We start from the raw sequence: 22,647 nt of genomic DNA, 5'->3' as shown, positions 1-22,647 counted from the left end.
CATTAAAAGGCTCTAGCAGAAATGCTAGAGCCTTTTTGCTTTCTGAATCTAATAATACTCTATTGGCAGAGCCGCGGATTCCCCTACTTACCAAAACTGTGCGTGTTGGGAGTTTATGCCTCAACCCTTGCCATATACTAAGCCTCAGCAGAAATGCTGAGGTTTTTTTTCGCGAAGCAAAGTTGGAATAACTACGCGTTCCCCTAGCTCGCCAGCTCAGTCTAATCTCTCCATTCCTGCCATATTTAAGTCTTTAGAGTGCGCGTCCCAGCAAAATGCTAGAGCCTTTATTATTCCTGTCATCTTTAGAAGTAACGCTAGAAGTACCAAGTGATCTCTATCTAGCAAATACTCATTTTGCTCTATAGTTCCGCTAGTTAATAACTAACGCTATTCTAGCGAGACATTGATTCCCGTTCTTTGTGTTTCCAGGTGAAAGGTGAAGCCTTTCGATTGAAGCTAATATAACTTGAGAGTGGGTTATTGGGGAGGCTAGTGAGTGTGCAGAACAATGAGGTATCTGTAGGACTTAACCTCCTGAAAGAGTTCCGGCCAAATTTAGTACTCCCCCTAAATTAAGGTTTTCGATTACTCCAATAATAGTGGTATCAAATATCTATATAAGCTTCTATGTTCTACACATACCTTTCAGCGATAGCTTCAGTGTGGGAATTGGTGAGTTTGACTTTCATTAGGTATAAAAAAGGCCACCTAAAGTAGGTGGCCTTGGTTAATCTATCTAGGTGTTAATCTAGCTCTTTCTCTGCTTGTTTTGCTTTCTCTATCATAGGAGTAATTGTCGAGCCTTGAACCAGAATCGAGAACACCACTACGGCATAGGTCATGACAAGGATTATCTCTTTAACATCTATCGCTTTGTCTTCAATTACCCAGATACCGGAAGGGATTGATAGAGCCATTGCTAGTGCTAAGCCGCCACGTAAGCCGCCCCAAGTTAGAATCTTAATCGACCATGGGTTGTAAGTTCTAAAGCGCTTAAATCCAATGTAGGACAAGAAAACACTTAGGTAGCGTGCACTCAATACTAGAGGAACTGCGAACGCCATTAAGATCCAGTCTTCTTGGTGGAATTTGAACAGCAGCATCGACATACCAATCAATAAGAACAATACGCCATTTAAGAACTCATCTATTAGTTCCCAGAAGTGGTCAAGGTGGTCTTCACTCTCTTTAGAGAAGCCGATAAAGCGAGTCCAGTTACCAATCATGATACCTGATACCACCATAGCTAATGGACCTGATACGTGGAGAACTTCAGCAAAAGCATAACCTGCAGTAGGGACACCAATGGTGAGTAGCAATTCCATTGAGTGGTCATCAGTATTACTGATTAGGTAGTGGAATATAAGACCTAATGCAAAACCATAAACGATACCGCCAATAGCCTCTTGGACAAATAGCATGGTCACGCTGCCAACTGTCGGTGCTTCTGTGCCAAACGCAATGGTGAATAGAGTGACGAAGATTACCAAGCCAAAACCATCGTTAAATAGCGACTCACCTTCAATCTGAGTCGAGATTCGTTTTGGGGCATCGAGTTTCTTTACAATGGCTAAAACAGCGATTGGATCGGTTGGTGAGATAAGAGAACCGAACAGTAAGCAGTAAATGAGATCGAATTGGATGCCGATGAACTGACAGAATCCATAAAGAACAAAACCAATAAAGAAGGTCGAGAATAGAGTCGCACCGAGTGCGAGTACTGTGATTTCCCATTTTTGGTCTTTAAGGTTTGGGAGTTTGATCCCTAAGCCGCCAGCAAATAGTAGGAAGCCTAATATCCCTTTAAGTAGGAAGTCTTCAAAATTAATACTGGCAACCGTTTCAGAAGCAATGTCGGCTAATTGAAACCAGTTGTTTTGGCCCGCAATGATAATTAAAAGAGACAGCATCATTGAGCCTGCTGTGATGGCGATGGTTGTTTGCATTTTACCAATTTTGCTATTAACAAAGGCAATGAGCATGGCTGCAGCAGACAAGAAGCATAAGGTGTAATAGACCGACATTGGGGTACCAACATGTAACAAAGTATGAATATGAATTTTCGTTGTCTCATGCTCAAATAGCAAACACTTTTTGTCAGGACTCGGTAATCAATTTCCTCTTTTAGACGTCTAGACTCCTTTTTAATGTGTGATAGGATGGAAGCATAATTAAAGGAATGAGGTTGTACCGTGGGAAGTAATGTAAGGCAAAAGATTGATGCTCTGTTGAAGCAACGAATTTTACTGATTGATGGTGGCATGGGCACCATGATTCAGGACTATAAATTGGAAGAGCAGGACTATCGTGGTGAACGCTTTGCGGATTGGCATAGTGACTTAAAGGGTAACAATGACCTTTTGGTACTTACGCAACCTAAGCTTATCAAAGATATTCATTCGCAATATTTGGAAGCTGGGGCAGACATCCTTGAAACCAATACTTTTAACGCTACAACCATTGCTATGGCCGACTACGATATGGAAAGCCTTAGTGAAGAAATTAACTTTGCAGCAGCCAAGTTAGCACGAGAAGCCGCTGACGAATGGACTGCAAAGACTCCTGAAAAACCTCGTTTCGTTGCCGGCGTCTTAGGCCCAACAAACCGTACTTGTTCTATCTCTCCAGATGTTAATGATCCGGGTTATCGTAATGTGAGCTTTGATGAGTTAGTCGAGGCCTACTCTGAATCGACTCGCGCGCTGATCAAAGGTGGCTCAGACCTTATTCTTATCGAAACCATCTTCGATACACTCAATGCTAAAGCGTGTGCTTTTGCAGTGGAATCTGTTTTCGAAGAAGTAGGCATCACTTTACCGGTCATGATCTCTGGCACCATTACTGATGCATCAGGTCGTACGCTTTCAGGGCAGACGACGGAAGCTTTCTATAACGCCCTTCGTCATGTTAAGCCTATCTCGTTTGGTTTGAACTGTGCATTAGGCCCTGATGAGCTGCGTGAGTATGTTGGCGAGATGTCTCGTATCTCAGAGAGTTATGTTTCTGCTCACCCTAACGCAGGCTTACCTAACGCATTTGGCGAGTATGACCTTTCACCTGAAGACATGGCAGAGCACGTTAAAGAATGGGCTGAAAGTGGCTTCTTGAACTTGATTGGTGGCTGTTGCGGTACTACGCCAGAACATATTCGTCAAATGGCAGAAGCGGTTGAAGGTGTAACTCCTCGCCAATTGCCGGACCTACCTGTGTCGTGTCGTTTATCCGGTTTAGAACCTCTGACCATTGCAAAAGAGTCTCTGTTTGTAAACGTGGGTGAGCGAACGAACGTGACCGGTTCTGCGCGCTTCAAACGCTTGATCAAAGAAGAGCTTTACGATGAGGCATTGAGTGTTGCTCGTGAGCAAGTCGAAAATGGTGCCCAGATCATCGATATCAATATGGATGAAGGAATGCTAGACGCTGAAGCGTGCATGGTTAAATTCCTTAACCTATGTGCCTCTGAGCCAGAGATTTCAAAAGTCCCAGTAATGGTCGATTCATCAAAATGGGAGGTTATTGAAGCCGGCCTGAAATGTATTCAGGGTAAAGGCATCGTTAACTCCATTTCTCTTAAAGAAGGTAAAGAGAAGTTCGTCGAGCAAGCGAAGTTGGTTCGCCGCTATGGTGCAGCCGTAATCGTGATGGCGTTCGATGAAGTCGGTCAGGCAGATACACGTGAACGTAAAGTCGAGATCTGTACCAATGCTTACAACATTCTTGTTGATGAGGTTGGCTTCCCACCTGAAGACATTATTTTTGACCCAAACATCTTCGCGGTTGCGACTGGTATTGAAGAGCATAACAACTATGCGGTTGATTTCATTGAAGCGGTAGGCGATATCAAGCGCGACCTACCTCATGCGATGATCTCGGGTGGTGTATCGAACGTGTCATTCTCATTCCGAGGTAATAACTACGTTCGTGAGGCAATCCACGCTGTATTCTTATACCACTGTTTTAAAAATGGTATGGATATGGGCATCGTAAACGCTGGTCAGCTGGAAATTTACGATAACGTGCCAGAAGATCTGCGTGATGCTGTTGAAGATGTTGTACTAAACCGTCGTGAAGACTCTACGGAACGCTTGCTGGATATGGCAACCGAGTATCTAGAGCGAGCGGTTGGTAAAGTTGAAGATAAATCAGCACTCGAGTGGCGCACTTGGCCTGTAGAGAAGCGTTTAGAGCACTCTTTGGTCAAAGGTATTACTGACTTCATCGTTGAAGATACTGAAGAAGCACGTGTCAATTCAGCTCGACCAATTGAGGTAATTGAAGGTCCGTTAATGGACGGCATGAACGTGGTCGGCGACTTGTTTGGTGCAGGCAAGATGTTCCTCCCTCAAGTTGTTAAATCGGCCCGTGTAATGAAGCAAGCTGTAGCCCACTTGGAGCCGTTTATTAATGCATCCAAAGAAGTTGGTGCGAGTAACGGTAAGATCCTTCTCGCGACAGTTAAGGGCGATGTTCATGATATTGGTAAGAACATTGTTGGCGTCGTTCTTCAATGTAATAACTATGACATCATCGACCTAGGCGTGATGGTTTCATGTGAAAAAATTCTCAAAGTCGCGAAAGAAGAAAACGTCGATATTATTGGTCTTTCTGGCCTGATTACTCCATCCCTTGATGAAATGGTGCATGTTGCCAAAGAAATGGAACGACAAGGCTTTAAGTTACCACTATTGATTGGTGGTGCTACGACATCCAAGGCGCATACTGCTGTTAAAATTGAACAGAATTACTCAGAACCAGTGGTCTACGTTAATAACGCTTCTCGTGCAGTTGGCGTATGTACCTCATTACTTTCTGAAGAGCTAAAACCTGCCTTCGTTGAGAAGTTGGACTTAGATTACGAGCGCGTTCGCGATCAGCATAATCGTAAGAAGCCTCGCACTAAGCCAGTGACACTCGAGCAAGCTCGCGCAAATAAAGTGGCGATTGATTGGGACGCATATACTCCGCCAGCACCAGCTAAACCGGGTGTGCATGTATTCAATGATTTTGATGTGGCAACACTGCGCAACTACATCGACTGGACACCATTCTTCATGACATGGTCATTAGTCGGTAAGTACCCAGCTATTCTTGACCATGAAGAAGTGGGCGAAGAGGCAAAACGTTTATTCAAAGATGCGAACGAGTTACTGGATCGTGTAGAGAAAGAGAAGCTACTTGAAGCCCGTGGTATGTGTGCGATGTTCCCTGCTAATAGTGTTGGTGATGACATTGAGGTGTATACCGATGAGTCTCGTACCGAGGTTCTCAAAGTTCTACATAACCTTCGCCAACAGACTGAGAAGCCTAAAGGCTTTAACTACTGTTTGTCAGATTACATTGCTCCAAAAGAAAGCGGTAAAGCGGACTGGATTGGTGGTTTTGCTGTGACAGGCGGTATTGGTGAGCGTGAGCTAGCGGATGAATACAAGGCCAATGGTGATGACTACAATGCCATCATGATTCAGGCTGTGGCTGATCGACTGGCTGAAGCGTTTGCTGAATACCTACACCAAGAGGTACGAAAGGACATTTGGGGTTACGCTCCAGATGAAGACTTATCTAACGATGATCTGATTCGAGAGAAATACCAAGGTATTCGTCCTGCTCCTGGTTATCCTGCTTGCCCTGAGCATACAGAGAAGGGCACGTTGTGGGAGTTGATGGATGTTGAGAGGACCATCGATATGTCACTGACGTCCAGCTATGCGATGTGGCCTGGTGCTTCAGTTTCTGGGATGTACTTCTCTCACCCTGATTCTCGATACTTTGCGATTGCTCAGATTCAACAGGATCAAGTAGACAGCTATGCTGACCGTAAGGGTTGGGATATGTTGGAAGCTGAGAAGTGGCTAGGTCCAAATATTAACTAGCTATTAAATCCACGAGTTACTTGTAAAAATAGAAAGGGTTGCTTAATTGCAACCCTTTTTGTATCTGTACTTTGAGCGTTGAACTCTTATTAATTCACTATCGCCTTATTCGAATAGCTCTTGATGCAGCTTTTGAATCGCCTGTTTAGAGACTGACTCATTGAGCAGGAAGCATAAGTTATGAGGGCTTGCTCCGTAACAAATCATGCGCAAGTTGAAATCCTCAAGGGTGCTGAATACTTGCTTAGCGTAGCCTTTGCTTTCACTCATGTTATTACCAATCAATGCCACTAAACACAGGTCATGTTCCACATCGACTGAACAAAGCTCCTCTAGCTCAAGACGAGCTGCCTCGGGTAACTCAGGTGCACCACCAGATGTATCAGTTTGATCTAGGGTGAGTGAAACACTGATCTCCGAGGTGGTGATAAGATCGACCGAGATCTTATGTTTAGCAAGGATCTCGAACACTTTCGCAAGAAAGCCGTAAGCATGGAACATATTAGCGCTACGAAGCGTAACCATGGTTTGGTTGCAGCGAAGGGCAAGGGCTCTGAATAGTGGAGAGCTTTCTACCTGTTGGCGAATCCAAGTTCCACCCAATTCCGGTGCTTTTGAAGAGCCGACAAATACCGGAATTTGGTGACGTAGTGCTGGCACGAGAGTCGATGGATGCAGGATCTTCGCTCCAAAGTTTGCCATCTCAGAGGCTTCACTGAAGCTGATTTCTGGGATTGGAGAAGCTTTAGGTGCGATGCGAGGATCTGTGGTGTAGATACCTGGAACATCTGTCCAAATCTCTAAGCCAATCGCTTGTACTGACTCTGCAATAAGCGCTGCTGAGTAATCACTACCGCCACGGCCTAAGGTTGTTGTATTGCCGTCATTGTCTGCACCAATAAAACCTTGTGTGACGACAACTTGTTGTTGGCACAGTGGAATCAGTTTCTCTTTAGCTAGCACTGAAATCTCTTCAAGCTGAGGTTCTGCTTTTCCGAAGTCATCATTGGTGCGCATCACTTCTCTGATATCGAAGCGAACCGCTGATGTACCGCGTTCGCGAAGGATTTGAGCAAGAAGGTGTGTCGACATCAACTCACCGCACGCGACTAAGTGATCGGTTAGCTTAGTGTTTGTTTGAAACGATGCAGCCTCGGCAGCGCTCGCAATGTCATCAAGAATGGAGTGAACTTCTTTTTCGACGCTGATTGGATCTGCAAGTTGATCAAGAATTGCATTGTGGATGTCCGTTAATTGGGTCATCACCTCTTGACGACGAGCTTTGTCTTGAACACCATTTGCCAGTTCGACAAGTAAATTGGTTACACCTGAACACGCAGAGCTTACGACTAACTTGGTATTTGAGTTGTTTTCAATAATGGCAGCACAACGGCTCATTGCTTCAAAGTTGGCAACACTTGTACCACCAAACTTAGCGACATTAAAAGAACCAGCTACATTAGATGCACTCACGATATATCTCCCACGACTTCCTAAATAAAATTACGGTTGGGTAATCCAACGTCCATTGTTTTCGAAGAGAGTTTTAGAGCAAAAAGAGAGGAATTATGTGAATAGTAACCTCAGAAGCTCTTCACCATATAGAAATGGTGACAGTTGCCGGGATTCAGCCCGCTCAACCGATAATAAAGGTCCTGCATCCTTTTATTATCTCGGCACTGCTCCCCCTAAATGCTTTGTATCGGAAATGCGGTTCCACAAAACACCTGCCTGGGCAGTGCTCCTCTTCTGCTAGATAGCCATTTCATTGAACGTGTTTGCGCTCACAATGTCAATTGGTAACTTGAGATAATTTAAAAATAATTTTAACAATTATGTGACAGTGGTTTGACCTCAAGACCTAAGGCTAATTGCTGACATGTTCGATTTGCTTTAGGGTGGAATATCAACACCATTAACGTAAGGGATTTACATGTCTAACTTAACAAATACTTCTACTATCGATAGTTTTTATCCACCACATCGAACGTTAATGGGGCCTGGGCCTTCTGATATCTCACCTCAAGTACTGCAAGCTTTGAGTCGTCCAACCATAGGTCATCTAGACCCGCTGTTTATTGCAATGATGGATGAGGTTAAACAGCTTCTTAAGTATGCATTTCAGACAGATAATGAGTTTACGATTGCTGTATCAGCGCCGGGCAGCGCCGGTATGGAAACTTGTTTTGTTAACTTGATTGAACCCGGTGAAAAGGTCATCGTCTGTCGAAATGGCGTGTTTGGTGAACGTATGCGAGAAAACGTGGTGCGCTGCGGTGGCGAGGCAATTCTTGTTGATGACGAATGGGGTAAGCCTGTATCTGTCGAAAAGGTACAACAAGCATTATCAGAAAACCCAGATGCTGTCGCGGTTGCGTTTGTGCATGCTGAGACCTCTACTGGTGCGCTATCGGATGCTCAAGCTATCTCTGCGGTTGCCCGACAGTTCGATGCATTGACGATTGTTGATGCTGTGACCTCACTGGGTGGTGTACCACTGTTAGTGGACGAATGGCAGCTCGATGCGGTTTATTCTGGTAGTCAGAAGTGCTTATCTTGTGTTCCCGGTTTATCACCTGTGACTTTCTCTCAGCGTGCCGTTGATAAAATGAAAGCGCGTCAGTCACCGGTACAAAGCTGGTTCTTGGATCAGAGCCTAGTATTAGGTTACTGGAGCGGCGAAGGTAAGCGTAGTTATCACCATACTGCACCAGTCAATAGTCTTTACGCGCTGCATGAGTCTCTCGTGCTATTGAAAAATGAAGGCTTGGATAATGCTTGGTCTCGCCATCACGCAATGCATCAAGAGTTGAAAGAGGGCGTGGAAGCATTAGGACTGAAATTTGTTGTTGAGGAGGAGAGCCGTTTACCACAACTTAATGCTCTTTACTTCCCTGAAGGAATCGATGAAGCGAAAGTCAGATCGCAGCTTTTAGAAGAGTATAACCTTGAGATTGGTGCTGGGCTTGGCTCTTTGGCTGGTAAGGCATGGCGTATTGGCTTGATGGGCTACGGTGCTCGCAAAGAGAATGTCGCGTTGTGTCTTAAAGCGCTGCAAGACGTACTTAAATAGTCAAATCAGATTAGTTTTAAAGAAAAGCGCACGAGGATCGTGCGCTTTTTTGTATTTGCTCTAAAGGTGAGATGCGAAAGTCATATCTCGCTAGTGCCTAATTACTCTGCCGATGAGACGTTGTTTTCTGCTTGGGATACTTTCTTGTACTGAACCTGTGAAAAGTCTCTGTCTGGAAACAGAAACTTTGCTTCGCTACGGATTTGTTCCGCTTTGCTTTCTTCCCCTAACCCCTGGTAAGCAAGGATCAGGTTACTGTAGAACGCAGGTCTTGGTTTACTCTTTATGATCTCGAGTGACCAATCAATATAAGGCTGAATAAGGCTAGGATCGCCTCTATATAGACCAATGTTTAGATAGGTGCTGTATATATCCCAATCGTAGCGATCTTTCCAAACCACAGGGTTGGTGACTTGTTTGAGAATATCTGGGTTTTTAGGTTTAGATAGCTCAAATTTGGTCAGTACATAGTTGGTATGCAGTGCGCTCAACATGTAAACACTCACCACAATTGGTAGCACTAAGCTGGTCACTCTAAATAGTGTTTTACTGATGATGCTGAACGGCTGTTGATAGTGACGCGAAGCGCGCTGGTCGACCCAATAAATCAATATGATAAAGGTTATCCAGTGTATCGCTGAGTGATAGAACGGGTACTCTAGCTGAGAGTGTAAAAGTATCGGTATGAATAGCGCCAGTAAAGCTAAGCGTGTTCCTTTCGCTGAGCTCGAGATACGCGACAATACTAATACTGCGGCAATCAATATTCCTATGATAGGTACAATACCGCCCTCAACTCCCCAGAATAGAAACTCATTGTGAGGGTGATCCATTGCCGGAAGCCCCGGATGATAGTTTGAATTGAGTTGGTGCTGACGAGCGGTATACAGAGTGTACTCTGATTCAAATTTTCCGTAGCCGTAACCAGTAAATGGTTTCTCTACCAGCATGTCTAATGTTTGCGGGAAGGTGTAAGCGCGAGGACTTTCTAAATTGGTCCTTTTACTTGCTAGGCTATCTGTCGCGCTAAGGCTGATTACTGAAAATGCAACTACGATACCGACAGCAACGGATGTACACCATCCGTAGAAGCGTTTCTTGGTCGAGAATCTGTATAAGTAGGGCAGAATACACACAAATCCAATGAGTGCCGCTAACCAACCTGTGCGTGATGCAATGATGATCAGCAGTGGTACGGTTAATGTTGGTGTTAGGTAGAGTAAAAACGATTCGCTAATCTTGTGGTTGTACTTAGCGGGCTGCCTCGCTAATAGGTAAGCCGAGAGGACAAAACCAGTCGCTAAAAAACTGGCCATCACATTAGGCTGTTGGAAGATTCCATAAGGACGATTAGTTTCAGTGTTGTAACCAAATAGGTTACCTGGCTCCAATACAAAATATTGTACATAACCAAAAAGCGCTTGTATGACGACAGCGAGTACGATGAACCAAAGCATGCGCTGTTTATGTTTATTACTGAATTTGAACTGCTGAAGTACTACAAATAAAGCAAAGCCAGCCCATAACCCAAGTAATCGACTGGATGCTCCTTGCGGTGAAGCATTGCTGTATAGAATAGGCAATGTGAGTATCACACAGCTGATCAGTAAGCCTACGGTTAACTTGGAATACTTAAGCTCTCGATTGGTTGCTAGCTGGTAAAATCCAATCGCTAGAGTGAAGCTTAGAGCCAGCCAAGTCGTCGGATTAAAGGATAGAGCAAGGCCCGAACCACCTGGGTTAGGCATGAAAAAATGCATGGCGAGTAAGAACACAACAGCTAATGAAGCAAGGAATGCTTTGTTGAGAGGTAGCTGAGTGATCTGATGCTCTAGCTGGGTTCCGCTAGTGTGTATTGTTGCCATAAATCCCTAACCTTATAAAAACGGAGCTTGTTCCTTTTGAAACAAGCTCCGTTACTTTAACATTTTTCTGTCCACCCACAGGACGCTATTTTACACCTAGTTCAAATTTAACATAGGCTTAAGGAAGCGTGCTGTATGTGAACCTTCGACTAGTGCCACATCTTCTGGTGTGCCTTCTGCAACGATTTCACCACCACCTTGACCACCCTCAGGGCCGAGATCGAGTATCCAGTCTGCGGTTTTAACGACATCCAAGTTGTGTTCAATCACCACAACGGTATTACCGTGATCACGTAGGCGATGTAATACGGTTAATAGCTGTTGGATATCGTGGAAGTGAAGGCCTGTTGTTGGCTCATCCAGAATGTATAACGTTTTCCCTGTATCTCGTTTAGACAGCTCACGCGCTAATTTAACACGTTGAGCCTCACCACCAGATAGGGTAGTTGCGGCTTGCCCCAAACGAATATAAGAAAGGCCGACATCGATGAGAGTTTGCAGTTTGCGAGCGATCACTGGAACCGGATTAAAGAACTCACGTGCGTCTTCTACGGTCATTTCCAGTACTTCGTCGATGGTTTTACCCTTGTAGCGAACTTCTAGTGTTTCACGATTGTAGCGTTTGCCCTTACACACATCACAAGGTACATAAACGTCCGGTAAGAAGTGCATTTCGACCTTGATAACACCGTCGCCCTGGCAGGCTTCACAACGTCCGCCACGCACGTTAAAGCTGAAGCGTCCCGGTTTGTAACCGCGCGAACGAGACTCCTGTGTCCCCGCAAATAACTCACGAATAGGCGTGAAGATCCCTGTATAGGTTGCAGGATTTGATCTTGGTGTTCTACCGATAGGGCTTTGGTCAATGTCGATGACCTTATCGAAATGCTCTAAGCCTTTAATTTTCTTATGTGGTGCCGGTACTGCTGTCGTTGCACCGTTGAGTTGGGTGTGAGCAATCTTAAAGAAAGTATCATTAATCAGCGTTGACTTACCTGACCCTGATACACCTGTAATACAACTGAATAGACCAACAGGGATAGTCGCTGTGACATTTTTCAGGTTATTACCGGTAGCCCCAATGATCTCGACGACTTTTTTCTTGTCGATCGGTGTTCGTTGTTTTGGTACTTCAATCTCCTTTACGCCACTCAGGTATTGACCAGTCAACGAATTTGGATTGTCGATGATATCTTGCATAGTACCTTCTGCGACGACGTGACCACCGTGAACACCAGCGCCTGGGCCGATATCGATCACATGGTCCGCACAGCGAATAGCGTCTTCATCATGCTCAACGACAAGCACTGTGTTGCCTAAATCTCTCAGGTGAACCAAGGTTTGCAGCAGTCGTTCATTATCACGCTGGTGGAGGCCAATCGATGGTTCATCCAAGACATACATAACTCCCACTAAGCCTGCACCTATCTGACTTGCGAGACGAATTCGTTGCGCTTCACCACCAGATAGGGTTTCAGCACTGCGTGACAGGTTGAGGTAGTTCAAACCGACATTAACCAAGAAGTGCAGGCGATCATTGATCTCTTTCATCACCTTATCGGCGATTTGTCCGCGCTGACCGTCTAACTTCAATTCTTGGAAAAATTGCAGTGCGTCAGCAATGCTCAGTTCAACGATTTCAGGCAGTGTTGTATCGCCAATGAAGACATTACGAGCTTCTAATCTCAAGCGTGTACCATCGCAGCTAGAGCATGATTTCGTTGAGATGTATTTAGCAAGGTCTTCACGGACTGCGTTTGATTCCGTATCACGGTAACGGCGCTCTAGCGTATTCAAAATGCCTTCAAATGGGTGACGTTTGACTCGAATATCACCACGATCATTGATGTATTTGAATTCAACTTCAGTACGACCTGAACCTTTAAGAATAATCTCTTGAGTCTTCTTTGGGAGAGAATTAAAGGGTGCAAACAGATCGAAACCATAGTGCTCAGAGAGCGATGTTAGCATCTGGAAATAGTAGTAGTTCTTTTGATCCCAGCCCTTAATGGCTCCGTCTGCGATGCTTAAACTTTCATCCAAGATCACTCTGCTTGGGTCAAAGTACTGTTGAACTCCAAGGCCATCACACGTGCCACATGCACCTGCTGGGTTGTTGAATGAAAATAGGCGAGGTTCAAGCTCTTGCATGCTGTAACCACACTTAGGGCAAGCGAAGTTAGCAGAGAATACGATCTCTTCTTGGTCTGTTTCATCCATCCAACCGACAACAGCAATACCACCGGAGAGCTCTAATGTGGTCTCGAAAGATTCGGCTAAGCGTTGTTGAAGATCAGGGCGTACCTTAAATCGGTCAACCACTACTTCTATCGTGTGTTTCTTGTGCAGTTCTAGTGCTGGTGGATCGGATAGGTCGCATGTCTCACCATCAATACGCGCGCGGATAAAGCCCTGAGCCGCTAAGTTTTCCAGTGTTTTTACATGCTCACCTTTACGCTCTTTAACGATTGGTGCTAACAGCATCATCTTTGATCCAACAGGTAGTTCAAGTACCTTATCCACCATTTGGCTGATGGTTTGTGCGGCAAGTGGTGTGTTGTGTTCTGGACAGCGAGGTTCCCCGACTCGTGCGTAAAGAAGCCTCAGGTAATCATAAACTTCTGTAATCGTACCGACCGTTGAGCGAGGGTTGTGAGACGTCGATTTCTGTTCTATCGAGATAGCGGGAGATAAGCCTTCGATGTGGTCGACATCAGGCTTTTCCATAAGGGATAGAAATTGACGAGCATAGGCAGACAAAGACTCAACATAACGGCGTTGCCCTTCTGCGTAGAGGGTATCAAACGCAAGTGATGACTTACCTGAACCAGAAAGACCTGTGATAACAATCAGCTTATCACGAGGGATGGTAAGGTTTACGTCTTTGAGGTTATGCGTACGAGCGCCTCTAATTTCTATTTTATCCATCTCAACAGACCATGTAATTTTTAGTGGCTAAAGTATTACATAGAGTGAGATTTGTGCAAAGTTTTACTGGATAAAAAAACAGTAATTAAAAAGGGCGACTCCAAGAGCCGCCCATTACATTGTGTGAATTGTTACTTACCAGTCAGCAGTTATGCTTCTTTCTGTGTTGCGTGTTTGCCTAACTCAACTTGCTGCTGGTCTTTCTTGTATAGGTTTTCAAAGCAGTAGTTTGTTGCTTCGATGTAGCCTTCTACGCTACCGCAGTCAAAACGCTGGCCTTTAAATTTGTATGCCAATACACAACCTGCTTTTGCTTGTTTAAGCAGTGCATCGGTGATTTGGATCTCACCACCTTTACCTGGTTCCGTTTGCTCGATCAGTTCGAAGATATCCGGAGTCAGAATATAACGGCCAATGATCGCTAGGTTGCTTGGTGCTGTGCCTTGCTCTGGCTTTTCCACCATGTCATCAACACGGAACAGGTCGTCTTTGATCATTTCACCTGAGATAACACCGTACTTATGTGTCTCTTCTTCAGGAACTTCTTGAACAGCTACGATAGAACAGCGGAACTGTTTGTATAGCGCAACCATTTGTGCCAACACGCCTTGTTGTTCATTTACACATAGGTCATCGGCAAGTACCACTGCGAATGGTTCGTCACCCACAAGCTCACGACCAGTCAGGATTGCGTGACCTAAGCCTTTCATTTCGCGTTGACGAATATAGGTAAAGTTTGCAGCTTCAATCGTTTCACGGATATTAACCAGCAGGTCTTCTTTATTTGTGCCACTGATTTGATGTTCAAGCTCGTAGTTCTTGTCGAAGTGATCCATGATTGAGTGCTTACCACGACCCGTTACGATACACATTCCGTCCATACCGGCTTCGATTGCTTCTTCAACGCCGTATTCAATCAGTGGTTTGTTTACTACTGGCATCATTTCTTTCGGCATTGATTTGGTTGCTGGTAAGAAGCGTGTACCGTAGCCTGCTGCCGGGAAAAGGCACTTTTTGATCATCGTAAGACCCTTTATCTATAATAATTATTGATTCAACCTGAGTGGTTGATATTTCTGAGGGCAACTCTAGCACAAATTTTGTCGAAAATTCAGCAACAATCCGTATGGCTAACCAGAGCTTCCCTCAAAATTATCGTCACTTTAAGAAGCAGATCAATTATGCAAGCAGGTTCTGGTTGGCCCATGCTATCGCTTGGACTCTATTTTTTACCGCCAATTTGCGGAATATTTGATAGAGGTGAGACTTCACCGTGAACTCGCTGATAAAAAGATCATCGGCTATTTGTGTGTTCGATGAGCCTGATTGGAGGCAACGAATGACCTGAATCTCGCGAATAGTGAGATCAACATTGGTAGGCGTTGTGTTGGTATTGACCATATTACGGTAGTAGAACAGCAGTTGGTTGGTGACCTTTCTTGGCAGCCAGTTATCGCCATCGATTACCTCTTGTAAACCATGAGCAATCTTGTCTTTTTTATCGGTGTTATAAAACAGTCCTTTTAATACACCATAAGTCAAAAGCTCTGAGGTCGGCAGTTGCTGTGGGACATTAAACAAAATGATCTCATTATTCTTCCACATTACTGTCAAATTAGGGCAGATAGCCAATAGCTTTGGTACTTCTTTATAGTCGACAAGAAGAATACGATTACTCTGCTTTCTATCAACTAACATTAGGTCGTCTGGCGTCATCTTATACAAGATGATAGATAGGTGTTTTTCTATCTCTTTTACATGTATGTAAGTATCACTTGGGTCGATGCACATAAAGTGTAAAGTGCGAGCGTATCGAGACTTTCTCATTGAAACGTCCTGTTTAAGAGGGATGGGTATTCACGTTGTCATGCCGACTTTGGTTTCTCTAGCATCATCGTTGTGACTTGCGTTGAATATCAATTCCCAAAGTAAATGAGTGGTTTGTAAGTGGAGAAAAAAGCAACATCGCTCTGAATATCATGATTTGTTACGTTTTTATTCTTTGTCGTGAGGAGAGAATAGGAATGCGATTTATCACAGCAGAAAAGCATGCTATTCTTGTGCGCTAAAAATTTTCTGAGACTATGAATTTAGACGGAGCAAATCATGGCTAGCCGTGGAGTTAACAAAGTTATATTAGTGGGTAACCTAGGTAATGACCCAGAAATTCGTTACATGCCAAATGGCGGCGCAGTAGCGAACATTACCATTGCAACGTCAGAGTCATGGCGTGATAAAGCAACTGGCGAACAGCGTGAAAAAACAGAATGGCACCGCGTTGCTCTGTTTGGCAAGCTAGCTGAAGTTGCTGGTGAGTACCTACGCAAAGGTTCTCAAGTTTACATTGAAGGTCAACTTCAAACTCGTAAATCGCTTCCATACCAAGATCTTCAAACGCAACAACACGTGCTTTCTTGATTGCTTTTGCTACTAGGTAAGCAGCGCCACCTACAGCCATCAAGTAAACCGCTTTATGCTCTTTGATTGATTCAACCGTAGCAGGACCACGTTCCGCTTTACCGATCATGCCCATGATGCCCGTTTCGTTTAGCATCATGTCTGTGAACTTATCCATACGTGTCGACGTTGTTGGGCCCGCAGGACCTACCGCTTCGTCGCCTACTGCATCCACAGGACCAACGTAGTAGATGAACTTGCCTTTAAAGTCTACGCCTTCAGGTAGACCTTCACCGCTTTCAAGCATGCCTTGAATACGCTTATGCGCTGCATCACGGCCCGTTAGGATTTTGCCTGATAGAAGAACCGTTTCACCCGTCTTCCACTCTTGAACGTCTTCTTTAGTCACTTCATCAAGGTTCACACGGCGTGTGTTTGCGCCCGCTTCCCAAGTGATGTCTGGCCACTCTTCTAGTTTAGGTGGCGTAAGCTCTGCTGGGCCGCTGCCATCTAATGTGAAGTGCACGTGACGCGTTGCTGCACAGTTAGGGATTAAACATACTGGCTTAGACGCTGCGTGTGTTGGTGCAGTTTTGATCTTCACATCAACAACGGTAGTTAGACCACCCAAGCCTTGTGCACCAATGCCAAGTTTGTTTACGCGGTTGAAGATGTCTAGACGAAGCTCTTCTTCTGCGTTCTCAGGACCTTTCTCGATAAGCTCTTGGATATCGATGTGCTCCATCAGAGACTCTTTCGCAAGTACCGCGGCTTTCTCAGCGGTACCGCCGATGCCTATGCCAAGCATACCCGGTGGACACCAACCTGCGCCCATCGTTGGTAGCGTCTTCTCTACCCATTCTGCAATATCATCAGAAGGGTTTAGCATAACCATTTTAGTTTTGTTCTCTGAACCGCCGCCTTTCGCCGCGATTTGAATTTCAACTTTGTTGCCCGGAACCATATTAATGTGGACAACCGCAGGTGTGTTGTCTTTAGTATTAATACGCTTACCTGCAGGGTCCATTAGGACAGATGCACGCAGTGGGTTATCTGGGTTGTTGTAAGCTTGACGAACGCCTTCATCAACCATTTGTTGTACTGTTAGATCCGTTTCCCACTTCACATCCATACCGATGTTCACGAAACAAGTAACGATACCAGTATCCTGACAGATAGGACGGTGACCTTCCGCAGACATACGTGAGTTAATCAGAATCTGAGCGATCGCATCTTTAGCTGCTTGGCTCTCTTCTTTCTCGTACGCTTTTTCTAGGGCTTGGACAAAGTCTAAAGGGTGATAATAAGAAATGTACTGAAGTGCGTCAGCGACACTGCTGATCACATCTTGCTTACGAATAACCGTCATTGCATGCCTCTTTATTGTTCTAGTTCCATGTGGGTTCACTATTTAACGAATAACGCTAAATGAGATCAGTAGGTTTAGCTTTTTATAATGTTGAGCTGTATTTAGTTGCTTTAGCAATCGCTTGCATAGCTTTAAACTAAACCACTTGGATTACACCGTTCTAATCAAGAACCCATTTTATTTTCAATTTATGATACTCTTGCTTCCTCTCACAAGCCATGCAGTGATCGAACTCTTTGTCACAAATTAAACAAATGAATAACAACGAATTTCGCGCTATCCAAATCAAGCCGCTTGAATATCAATCAACTTTAGCTAAACAGCTGTTTTCTCATATCGAAAACCTGCCGTGGGCAATGCTATTACGCTCCGCTTCAGAAAGCCACGTTGATAGTCGATACGACATTTTAGTTGCTCAACCCATCGCCACCTTCGAAACAATCGGTGCAAAAACCACCATTAATGTTAAAGAGACGTGCGAGGTTTCAGATTCCGATCCTTTTGAGCTACTCGACCAATATCAACAACAGTTGTTACCTGCTACTAATGGGCATTCAGACTTACCATTCGTAGGCGGCGCGTTAGGTTACTTTAGCTACGATTTAGGCCGCCGAGTGGAAATACTTCCGGCTACCTCAACACGTGATATTGATGCACCCGATATGGCGGTGGGTCTGTATGAATGGGCAATTGTGGTTGACCACAAGTTGAAAACAGCCTGTGTGGTTGGACAAAACATCGAAGCTCACTGGGATTGGTTATCTCAACAACAAGCTCAACCTAGCGTTGAAGAATTTAGCCTAACGACACAGTGGCAATCGAACATGAGCGAGCAGAGCTACGCAGATAAGTTCGATAGCGTTCAAGAATATCTGTTGTCTGGTGACTGTTACCAAATCAACTTGGCTCAGCGCTTCAATGCCAAATACCAAGGTAGCGAATGGTTGGCCTACGAAAAACTTGAGCAGTACAACTCAGCTCCGTTTTCTGGTTTCATCCGTTTGGCGAACAGTGCCATTATTAGTGTCTCACCAGAACGCTTCCTAGAGCTAAAAGATAACGTTATTGAAACGAAACCGATCAAAGGTACTCGCCCCCGTTCTGATGACCATGTGATCGATGACTCAAATGCACAAGACCTAGCGAGCGCGGATAAAGACCAGGCTGAAAACCTGATGATTGTCGACCTGCTTCGTAATGATATCGGTCGAGTGGCAAAGCCAGGAACGGTTCATGTCCCTAAATTGTTCGATATTGAAAGCTTCCCTGCTGTGCATCACTTAGTGAGTACAATAAGGGCCGACCTTGATTATCAATACTCAGCGACAGATCTACTGAGGGCTTGCTTCCCCGGTGGTTCTATTACTGGTGCTCCTAAAGTTCGTGCAATGCAGATCATCGAAGAACTGGAGCCACATAGACGATCTGCTTATTGTGGAAGCATTGGCTATATTAGCCGAAACGGCAGAATGGACACCAGCATTACCATCCGAACTTTAGTGGCGGAGAACAATACGCTTTACGCTTGGGCTGGCGGTGGTGTGGTATTCGATAGTGATTGTGCTTCTGAATACCAAGAAACGCTGGATAAACTTAGTCGAATCCTCCCTGTACTGGAAGAGTGCTAAGTGAACGCTATTTGCTAACTGCGTAGTACGAGTTCGAAGCCAAACGAAAAGTATAAAAAAGCCGAAGTCATCGCGATGATCACTTCGGCTTTTTCTTTCTAAACTTTTTTGCTATCGCTAGTATGCAGTCATCAACTATGACGTAGTGATAGGTCCAACACCCCACTTCTTAAGCATTTCTTTCAAGTCATTAGCCGTATATGGCTTACTGAGGATGTCGTTCATCCCACATTGAATGCAACGCTCGCGCTCCTCCAACGTAGTCCCTGCTGTCAGGGCGACAATAGACTTAGAATAACCTTTCTCTCTGAGTGTCTCAGTTGCTTCAAAGCCATCCATAAGTGGCATCCGGCAATCCATAAATACAATGTCATATTCTGTGTCTGACGCTAGCTCTACCCCTTCAACGCCATTGCTGGCAATCGCAGGCTCTATCTCATGTTTACGTAGCATCTGCTGAATGATGATCTGGTTCATCTTAATATCATCGACCACCAGCACTTTCAGCAATGAAAGTTCAACTTCAGATTCAAACCCTTTGGAAATCGTATCGCTACCATCAGGAACATCGACAACTTGGAGGGGGACTGAGATGGTAAATGTCGTCCCTGAACCAACAATGCTGGTTACACCTATATCGCCATCCATCAAGCCGACGAGCTTACGGCAAATCGCTAAGCCTAGCCCAGTACCTTCATAATTACGACTACTTGAGTTATCCGCTTGAGTAAAAGGTTCAAACAGCGTTTTATAAGCGGACTCAGCAATACCGACTCCAGTATCTTCTACAGAGAAAACGAAGTGCTGGTCACGCCATTCGATATCAACGTTTACATGCCCTTCCTCGGTAAACTTAATCGCATTACCAATTAAGTTTACAAATAACTGAGTGATTCGCTCTAAATCGCCTTTGAAGTGAGATGGAACATTTGGTGCCACGCTGATATTAAATTCAAGCTGCTTCTCTTTTGCTCGATTTGTAAAGATGCTTTCAATGGTGTTTCTTAAATCAAGCAGTGCAAACTTCTTTGGAATCAGCTCCAACATACCGGCATTGATTTTGCTGTAGTCCAATAAGTCATTGATGATGGTCCTTAAAAACTCACCTGATTGACTTAGGTTATTCACAATTTCACGTTGGGAACTGTTGAGCTCGGTATCACTGATTAATTCAGCACTTCCCAATAAACCGTTGAGCGGCGTTCTTAGCTCATGGTTAATCATCGCCACAAAATCGCGCGTCGCTCGTTCAGATTCCTCTGCTCGCTTACGAGACTCAATATTTCGATTGATAGCTAATTGGTGAGTAATGGCACTGCAGATAAGATCTGTAACCAATAAGAGTTGGCTCTCGATAAAATCGACATCTTGTTCAGATAGGTTGACCTTTACGATCAATGCTCCGACGATAACCTTCTCAACTTCAAGCGGTACAGTGAGTAGATCACCTTCCCATTGTGTTTCTCCGATTTTTGGGTCGAAATCACCAACCGATGCATCACCATAATCGTAGGTTTGAAGTTGTGGAAGCAGCTTCGATGGCAATATTAAGCGGCTAGCTTCAATAAGGTAACTGTTTGTCACGTTTGTGGTCAGTTGAGACAGCATCACATCATCTAAGTCGCTTCGAAGAAACGCGCGACCAAAATCTATCAATAGATTATCAATTTGCTCTTGAAACTCGATACGACGAATGTTCGCGTTGGAACGTTTTTCCAACTGCCGCAGGGCAAGCTCCAGCTGTTGGTTGGCTTCGAACAATTCAAGACTTTTTTGCTCCAACAGAGCTTCAGCCACTTTGCGGGCGGCTATTTGGCGCTTTAGTTTGCTCTCTAGCGCGGTTACCAAACTCATATTACTTTTCTACTTTGAGATTAAACCTAACCACACTTTGGTCATCATTTTGAGGTGTCATGTCCACTGCAATCGATTCGCCATGGTACTCGGCACATCCCTCGATTAGCCCTAAACAAACATGAGACATGCATCGTGCGCTTTTATAATCGAAAACAAGCTGGGCTTCTGTTGTCGTGATAAAGCTAAACTCCGGTGGCTCAGCGTCTGGGTAGAGCTTTTTCACTTCAACGTGAATGTAACGCTCAACGTGCTGGATAAATTGGAACGTCGTATTGCTGTGTTTGAGACTCGCTTTATTAGGAATTGAAGCCAATAGATTCTTAAACACCGATTGGCCAAACACTCGTTGCAAGCTGGCGGCGTCAATATCCGTTTTTTTACTTAGGTTAATGATGAGCTTCACTAGATCTTTATGGTCATAACTACCAACCGATGTGTAGATCCCCTCATCTTCCGACATTTCTAGCACTTCTTCCAAAAGCTCTAAACCGAACTTATCTTCAACAAGCTCTAAAAATTCGGTGAATATGATTCCTTTCATCTCATACCTTTTGATCTATTTCTTTTTAGAATGAGCCACTAAGTTGTTGTTATCAAATTCTTGATCAAAAAAAGTACGTTTTCTTGGTTAATTTTATGACCTCGCCCAAGTTGACTCTCCCATATGCTCATATTGAATATAGCAAAAACCGAGAAACAGTAAGTAGCCAAAGCAATCACAGGCAGTTCTAAAGGTTAACAGCTCCGATGATGGTTAGGTTGGCGTTCCACTGTCGGTTGTGCCTATACTTAAAGGCATAATAATCAATATATTGGCATGTTATGAACCGAGATAATTTCCTTCAGCAGTTTCAGCTTAACCCTCCTGCTGGTTATCACCCTGAATCAGTAGAGCGCGTTTCTCATATTAGTGATGATGAATTGCGCAAAGCGGCCGTTGTGGTCGGTTTAGTTGAAAGGGAAGATGGTTTACATGTCATTTTTACTAAAAGAGCGGCTCATTTAAAACATCACCCGGGGCAAGTTAGCTTTCCTGGCGGTAAACATGAGCTTTCCGACCCATCTATGCAATTTACTGCACTTAGAGAGCTTCATGAAGAGGTAGGAATTCGATCGGATCAGGTTAAAATTGTTGGGCAATTACCCACCTTGAGTACTATTAGTAAATTTTCTGTTACGCCGATTGTCGCATTAGTCGATCCTGACTATAAACCCATCATTGATGAGAACGAGGTTGCGTCCATTTTTGAAGTCCCAGCTACCTATGTTTTAGACCAAGCGAAGCTGCATAGCCACACCGTAAACTTTAAGCAAATCAAACATCGTGTTTTCGCGATGCCCTTCGAAGAGCACCTTATATGGGGCGTCACGGCACAAATCATCCAATCATTGCAGCAGCATGTAGTGCAACAAATTACATAGCAACTACGTTTTGTTTAATCTCTGTTAACAAACGCTAGCCTTTCTATGGAACAGATTTATTAATGCAATTTTACGCAAACGTTTACTTGGTATAAATCTGTACAGCCACCCCTTTCGGATAAAAAAAACTAATGCCAGACATGAACATAAATCACATGTAGCACGGCATTTTCGTGATCAAAAATCCGTTTTTCGCATATCATGTGACACGCCGTTTCATTACATGATTTAGATC

At 44.4% G+C, this 22,647-nt stretch carries 13 protein-coding genes, 2 pseudogenes and 1 riboswitch; of the genes and pseudogenes, 6 read left to right on the top strand and 9 right to left on the bottom strand.

The window, feature by feature from the left end; genetic code table 11:
* Window positions 1–191, top strand: a 191-nt coding sequence (locus BCT81_RS29600) for a hypothetical protein (RefSeq protein ID WP_206748012.1), incomplete at its 5' end; no start/stop codon positions are given.
* A gap of 555 nt (window positions 192–746) precedes the next feature.
* Here the strand turns inward: BCT81_RS29600 and BCT81_RS14085 are convergent.
* A complete protein-coding gene (locus tag BCT81_RS14085; protein ID WP_004740869.1) occupies window positions 747–2,027 on the bottom strand; it encodes a sodium:proton antiporter in 1,281 nt (426 codons plus the stop codon).
* A gap of 168 nt (window positions 2,028–2,195) precedes the next feature.
* Between BCT81_RS14085 and metH the strand changes: the two genes are divergently transcribed.
* The gene (metH, locus tag BCT81_RS14080) at window positions 2,196–5,873 is read left to right on the top strand and encodes a methionine synthase (RefSeq protein ID WP_102424822.1); all 3,678 of its coding nucleotides are present in this window, start codon (window positions 2,196–2,198) and stop codon (window positions 5,871–5,873) included.
* A gap of 105 nt (window positions 5,874–5,978) precedes the next feature.
* Here the strand turns inward: metH and lysC are convergent, their stop codons facing one another.
* The gene (gene lysC, locus BCT81_RS14075) at window positions 5,979–7,346 is read right to left on the bottom strand and encodes a lysine-sensitive aspartokinase 3 (RefSeq protein ID WP_102424821.1); all 1,368 of its coding nucleotides are present in this window, start codon (window positions 7,344–7,346) and stop codon (window positions 5,979–5,981) included.
* Between the two features lie 106 nt (window positions 7,347–7,452).
* Window positions 7,453–7,630, bottom strand: a riboswitch (Lysine riboswitch).
* 176 nt (window positions 7,631–7,806) lie between these two features.
* Here lysC and BCT81_RS14070 point away from each other — a divergent pair.
* Complete coding sequence (locus BCT81_RS14070) at window positions 7,807–8,946, top strand: alanine--glyoxylate aminotransferase family protein (RefSeq protein ID WP_102424820.1); 1,140 nt, start codon at window positions 7,807–7,809, stop codon at window positions 8,944–8,946.
* Between the two features lie 101 nt (window positions 8,947–9,047).
* Here BCT81_RS14070 and BCT81_RS14065 read toward each other — a convergent pair whose 3' ends face one another.
* From BCT81_RS14065 to BCT81_RS14050, 4 genes are all read right to left on the bottom strand, one after another.
* The gene (locus tag BCT81_RS14065) at window positions 9,048–10,811 is read right to left on the bottom strand and encodes a PglL family O-oligosaccharyltransferase (protein WP_102424819.1); all 1,764 of its coding nucleotides are present in this window, start codon (window positions 10,809–10,811) and stop codon (window positions 9,048–9,050) included.
* A 96-nt stretch (window positions 10,812–10,907) separates the two neighbouring features.
* The gene (gene uvrA / locus BCT81_RS14060) at window positions 10,908–13,739 is read right to left on the bottom strand and encodes an excinuclease ABC subunit UvrA (protein WP_102424818.1); all 2,832 of its coding nucleotides are present in this window, start codon (window positions 13,737–13,739) and stop codon (window positions 10,908–10,910) included.
* A gap of 149 nt (window positions 13,740–13,888) precedes the next feature.
* Window positions 13,889–14,761: a UTP--glucose-1-phosphate uridylyltransferase GalU gene (galU, locus tag BCT81_RS14055; protein WP_063523508.1), complete on the bottom strand. Its 873-nt coding sequence runs from the start codon at window positions 14,759–14,761 to the stop codon at window positions 13,889–13,891.
* 157 nt (window positions 14,762–14,918) lie between these two features.
* On the bottom strand, window positions 14,919–15,566 hold the full coding sequence (locus BCT81_RS14050; RefSeq protein WP_032498539.1) for a LuxR C-terminal-related transcriptional regulator: 648 nt from the start codon (window positions 15,564–15,566) through the stop codon (window positions 14,919–14,921).
* Window positions 15,567–15,845: 279 nt separating this feature from the next.
* On the opposite strand from BCT81_RS14050, the pseudogene ssb1 reads away from it, so the two are divergent.
* Window positions 15,846–16,109, top strand: a pseudogene (gene ssb1 / locus BCT81_RS14045) (single-stranded DNA-binding protein SSB1); the annotation flags it as partial.
* On the opposite strand, the pseudogene BCT81_RS14040 reads toward ssb1, so the two are convergent.
* A pseudogene (locus BCT81_RS14040) lies at window positions 16,090–17,505 on the bottom strand (fumarate hydratase); the annotation flags it as partial. The pseudogenes ssb1 and BCT81_RS14040 overlap by 20 nt on opposite strands.
* 254 nt (window positions 17,506–17,759) lie before the next feature.
* On the opposite strand from BCT81_RS14040, the gene pabB reads away from it, so the two are divergent.
* On the top strand, window positions 17,760–19,133 hold the full coding sequence (pabB, locus tag BCT81_RS14035) for an aminodeoxychorismate synthase component I (RefSeq protein WP_102424817.1): 1,374 nt from the start codon (window positions 17,760–17,762) through the stop codon (window positions 19,131–19,133).
* Window positions 19,134–19,268: 135 nt separating this feature from the next.
* On the opposite strand, the gene BCT81_RS14030 is transcribed toward pabB, so the two are convergent.
* Entirely contained in the window at window positions 19,269–20,987 is a 1,719-nt protein-coding gene (locus BCT81_RS14030) for an ATP-binding protein (RefSeq protein ID WP_102424816.1), read from the bottom strand.
* A gap of 1 nt (window position 20,988) precedes the next feature.
* Entirely contained in the window at window positions 20,989–21,531 is a 543-nt protein-coding gene (locus tag BCT81_RS14025) for a heme NO-binding domain-containing protein (RefSeq protein WP_061031624.1), read from the bottom strand.
* Window positions 21,532–21,812: 281 nt separating this feature from the next.
* Here BCT81_RS14025 and BCT81_RS14020 point away from each other — a divergent pair, with 281 nt between their 5' ends.
* Window positions 21,813–22,412, top strand: coding sequence for a CoA pyrophosphatase (locus BCT81_RS14020; protein WP_061031625.1), 600 nt, complete (start codon window positions 21,813–21,815; stop codon window positions 22,410–22,412).
* Window positions 22,413–22,647: the final 235 nt, after the last annotated feature.

The sequence above is a fragment of the Vibrio sp. 10N.261.52.A1 genome (assembly GCF_002876325.1).
Lineage (GTDB): Bacteria > Pseudomonadota > Gammaproteobacteria > Enterobacterales > Vibrionaceae > Vibrio > Vibrio chagasii.
This window is presented reverse-complemented; position numbering and strand designations above follow the sequence as displayed.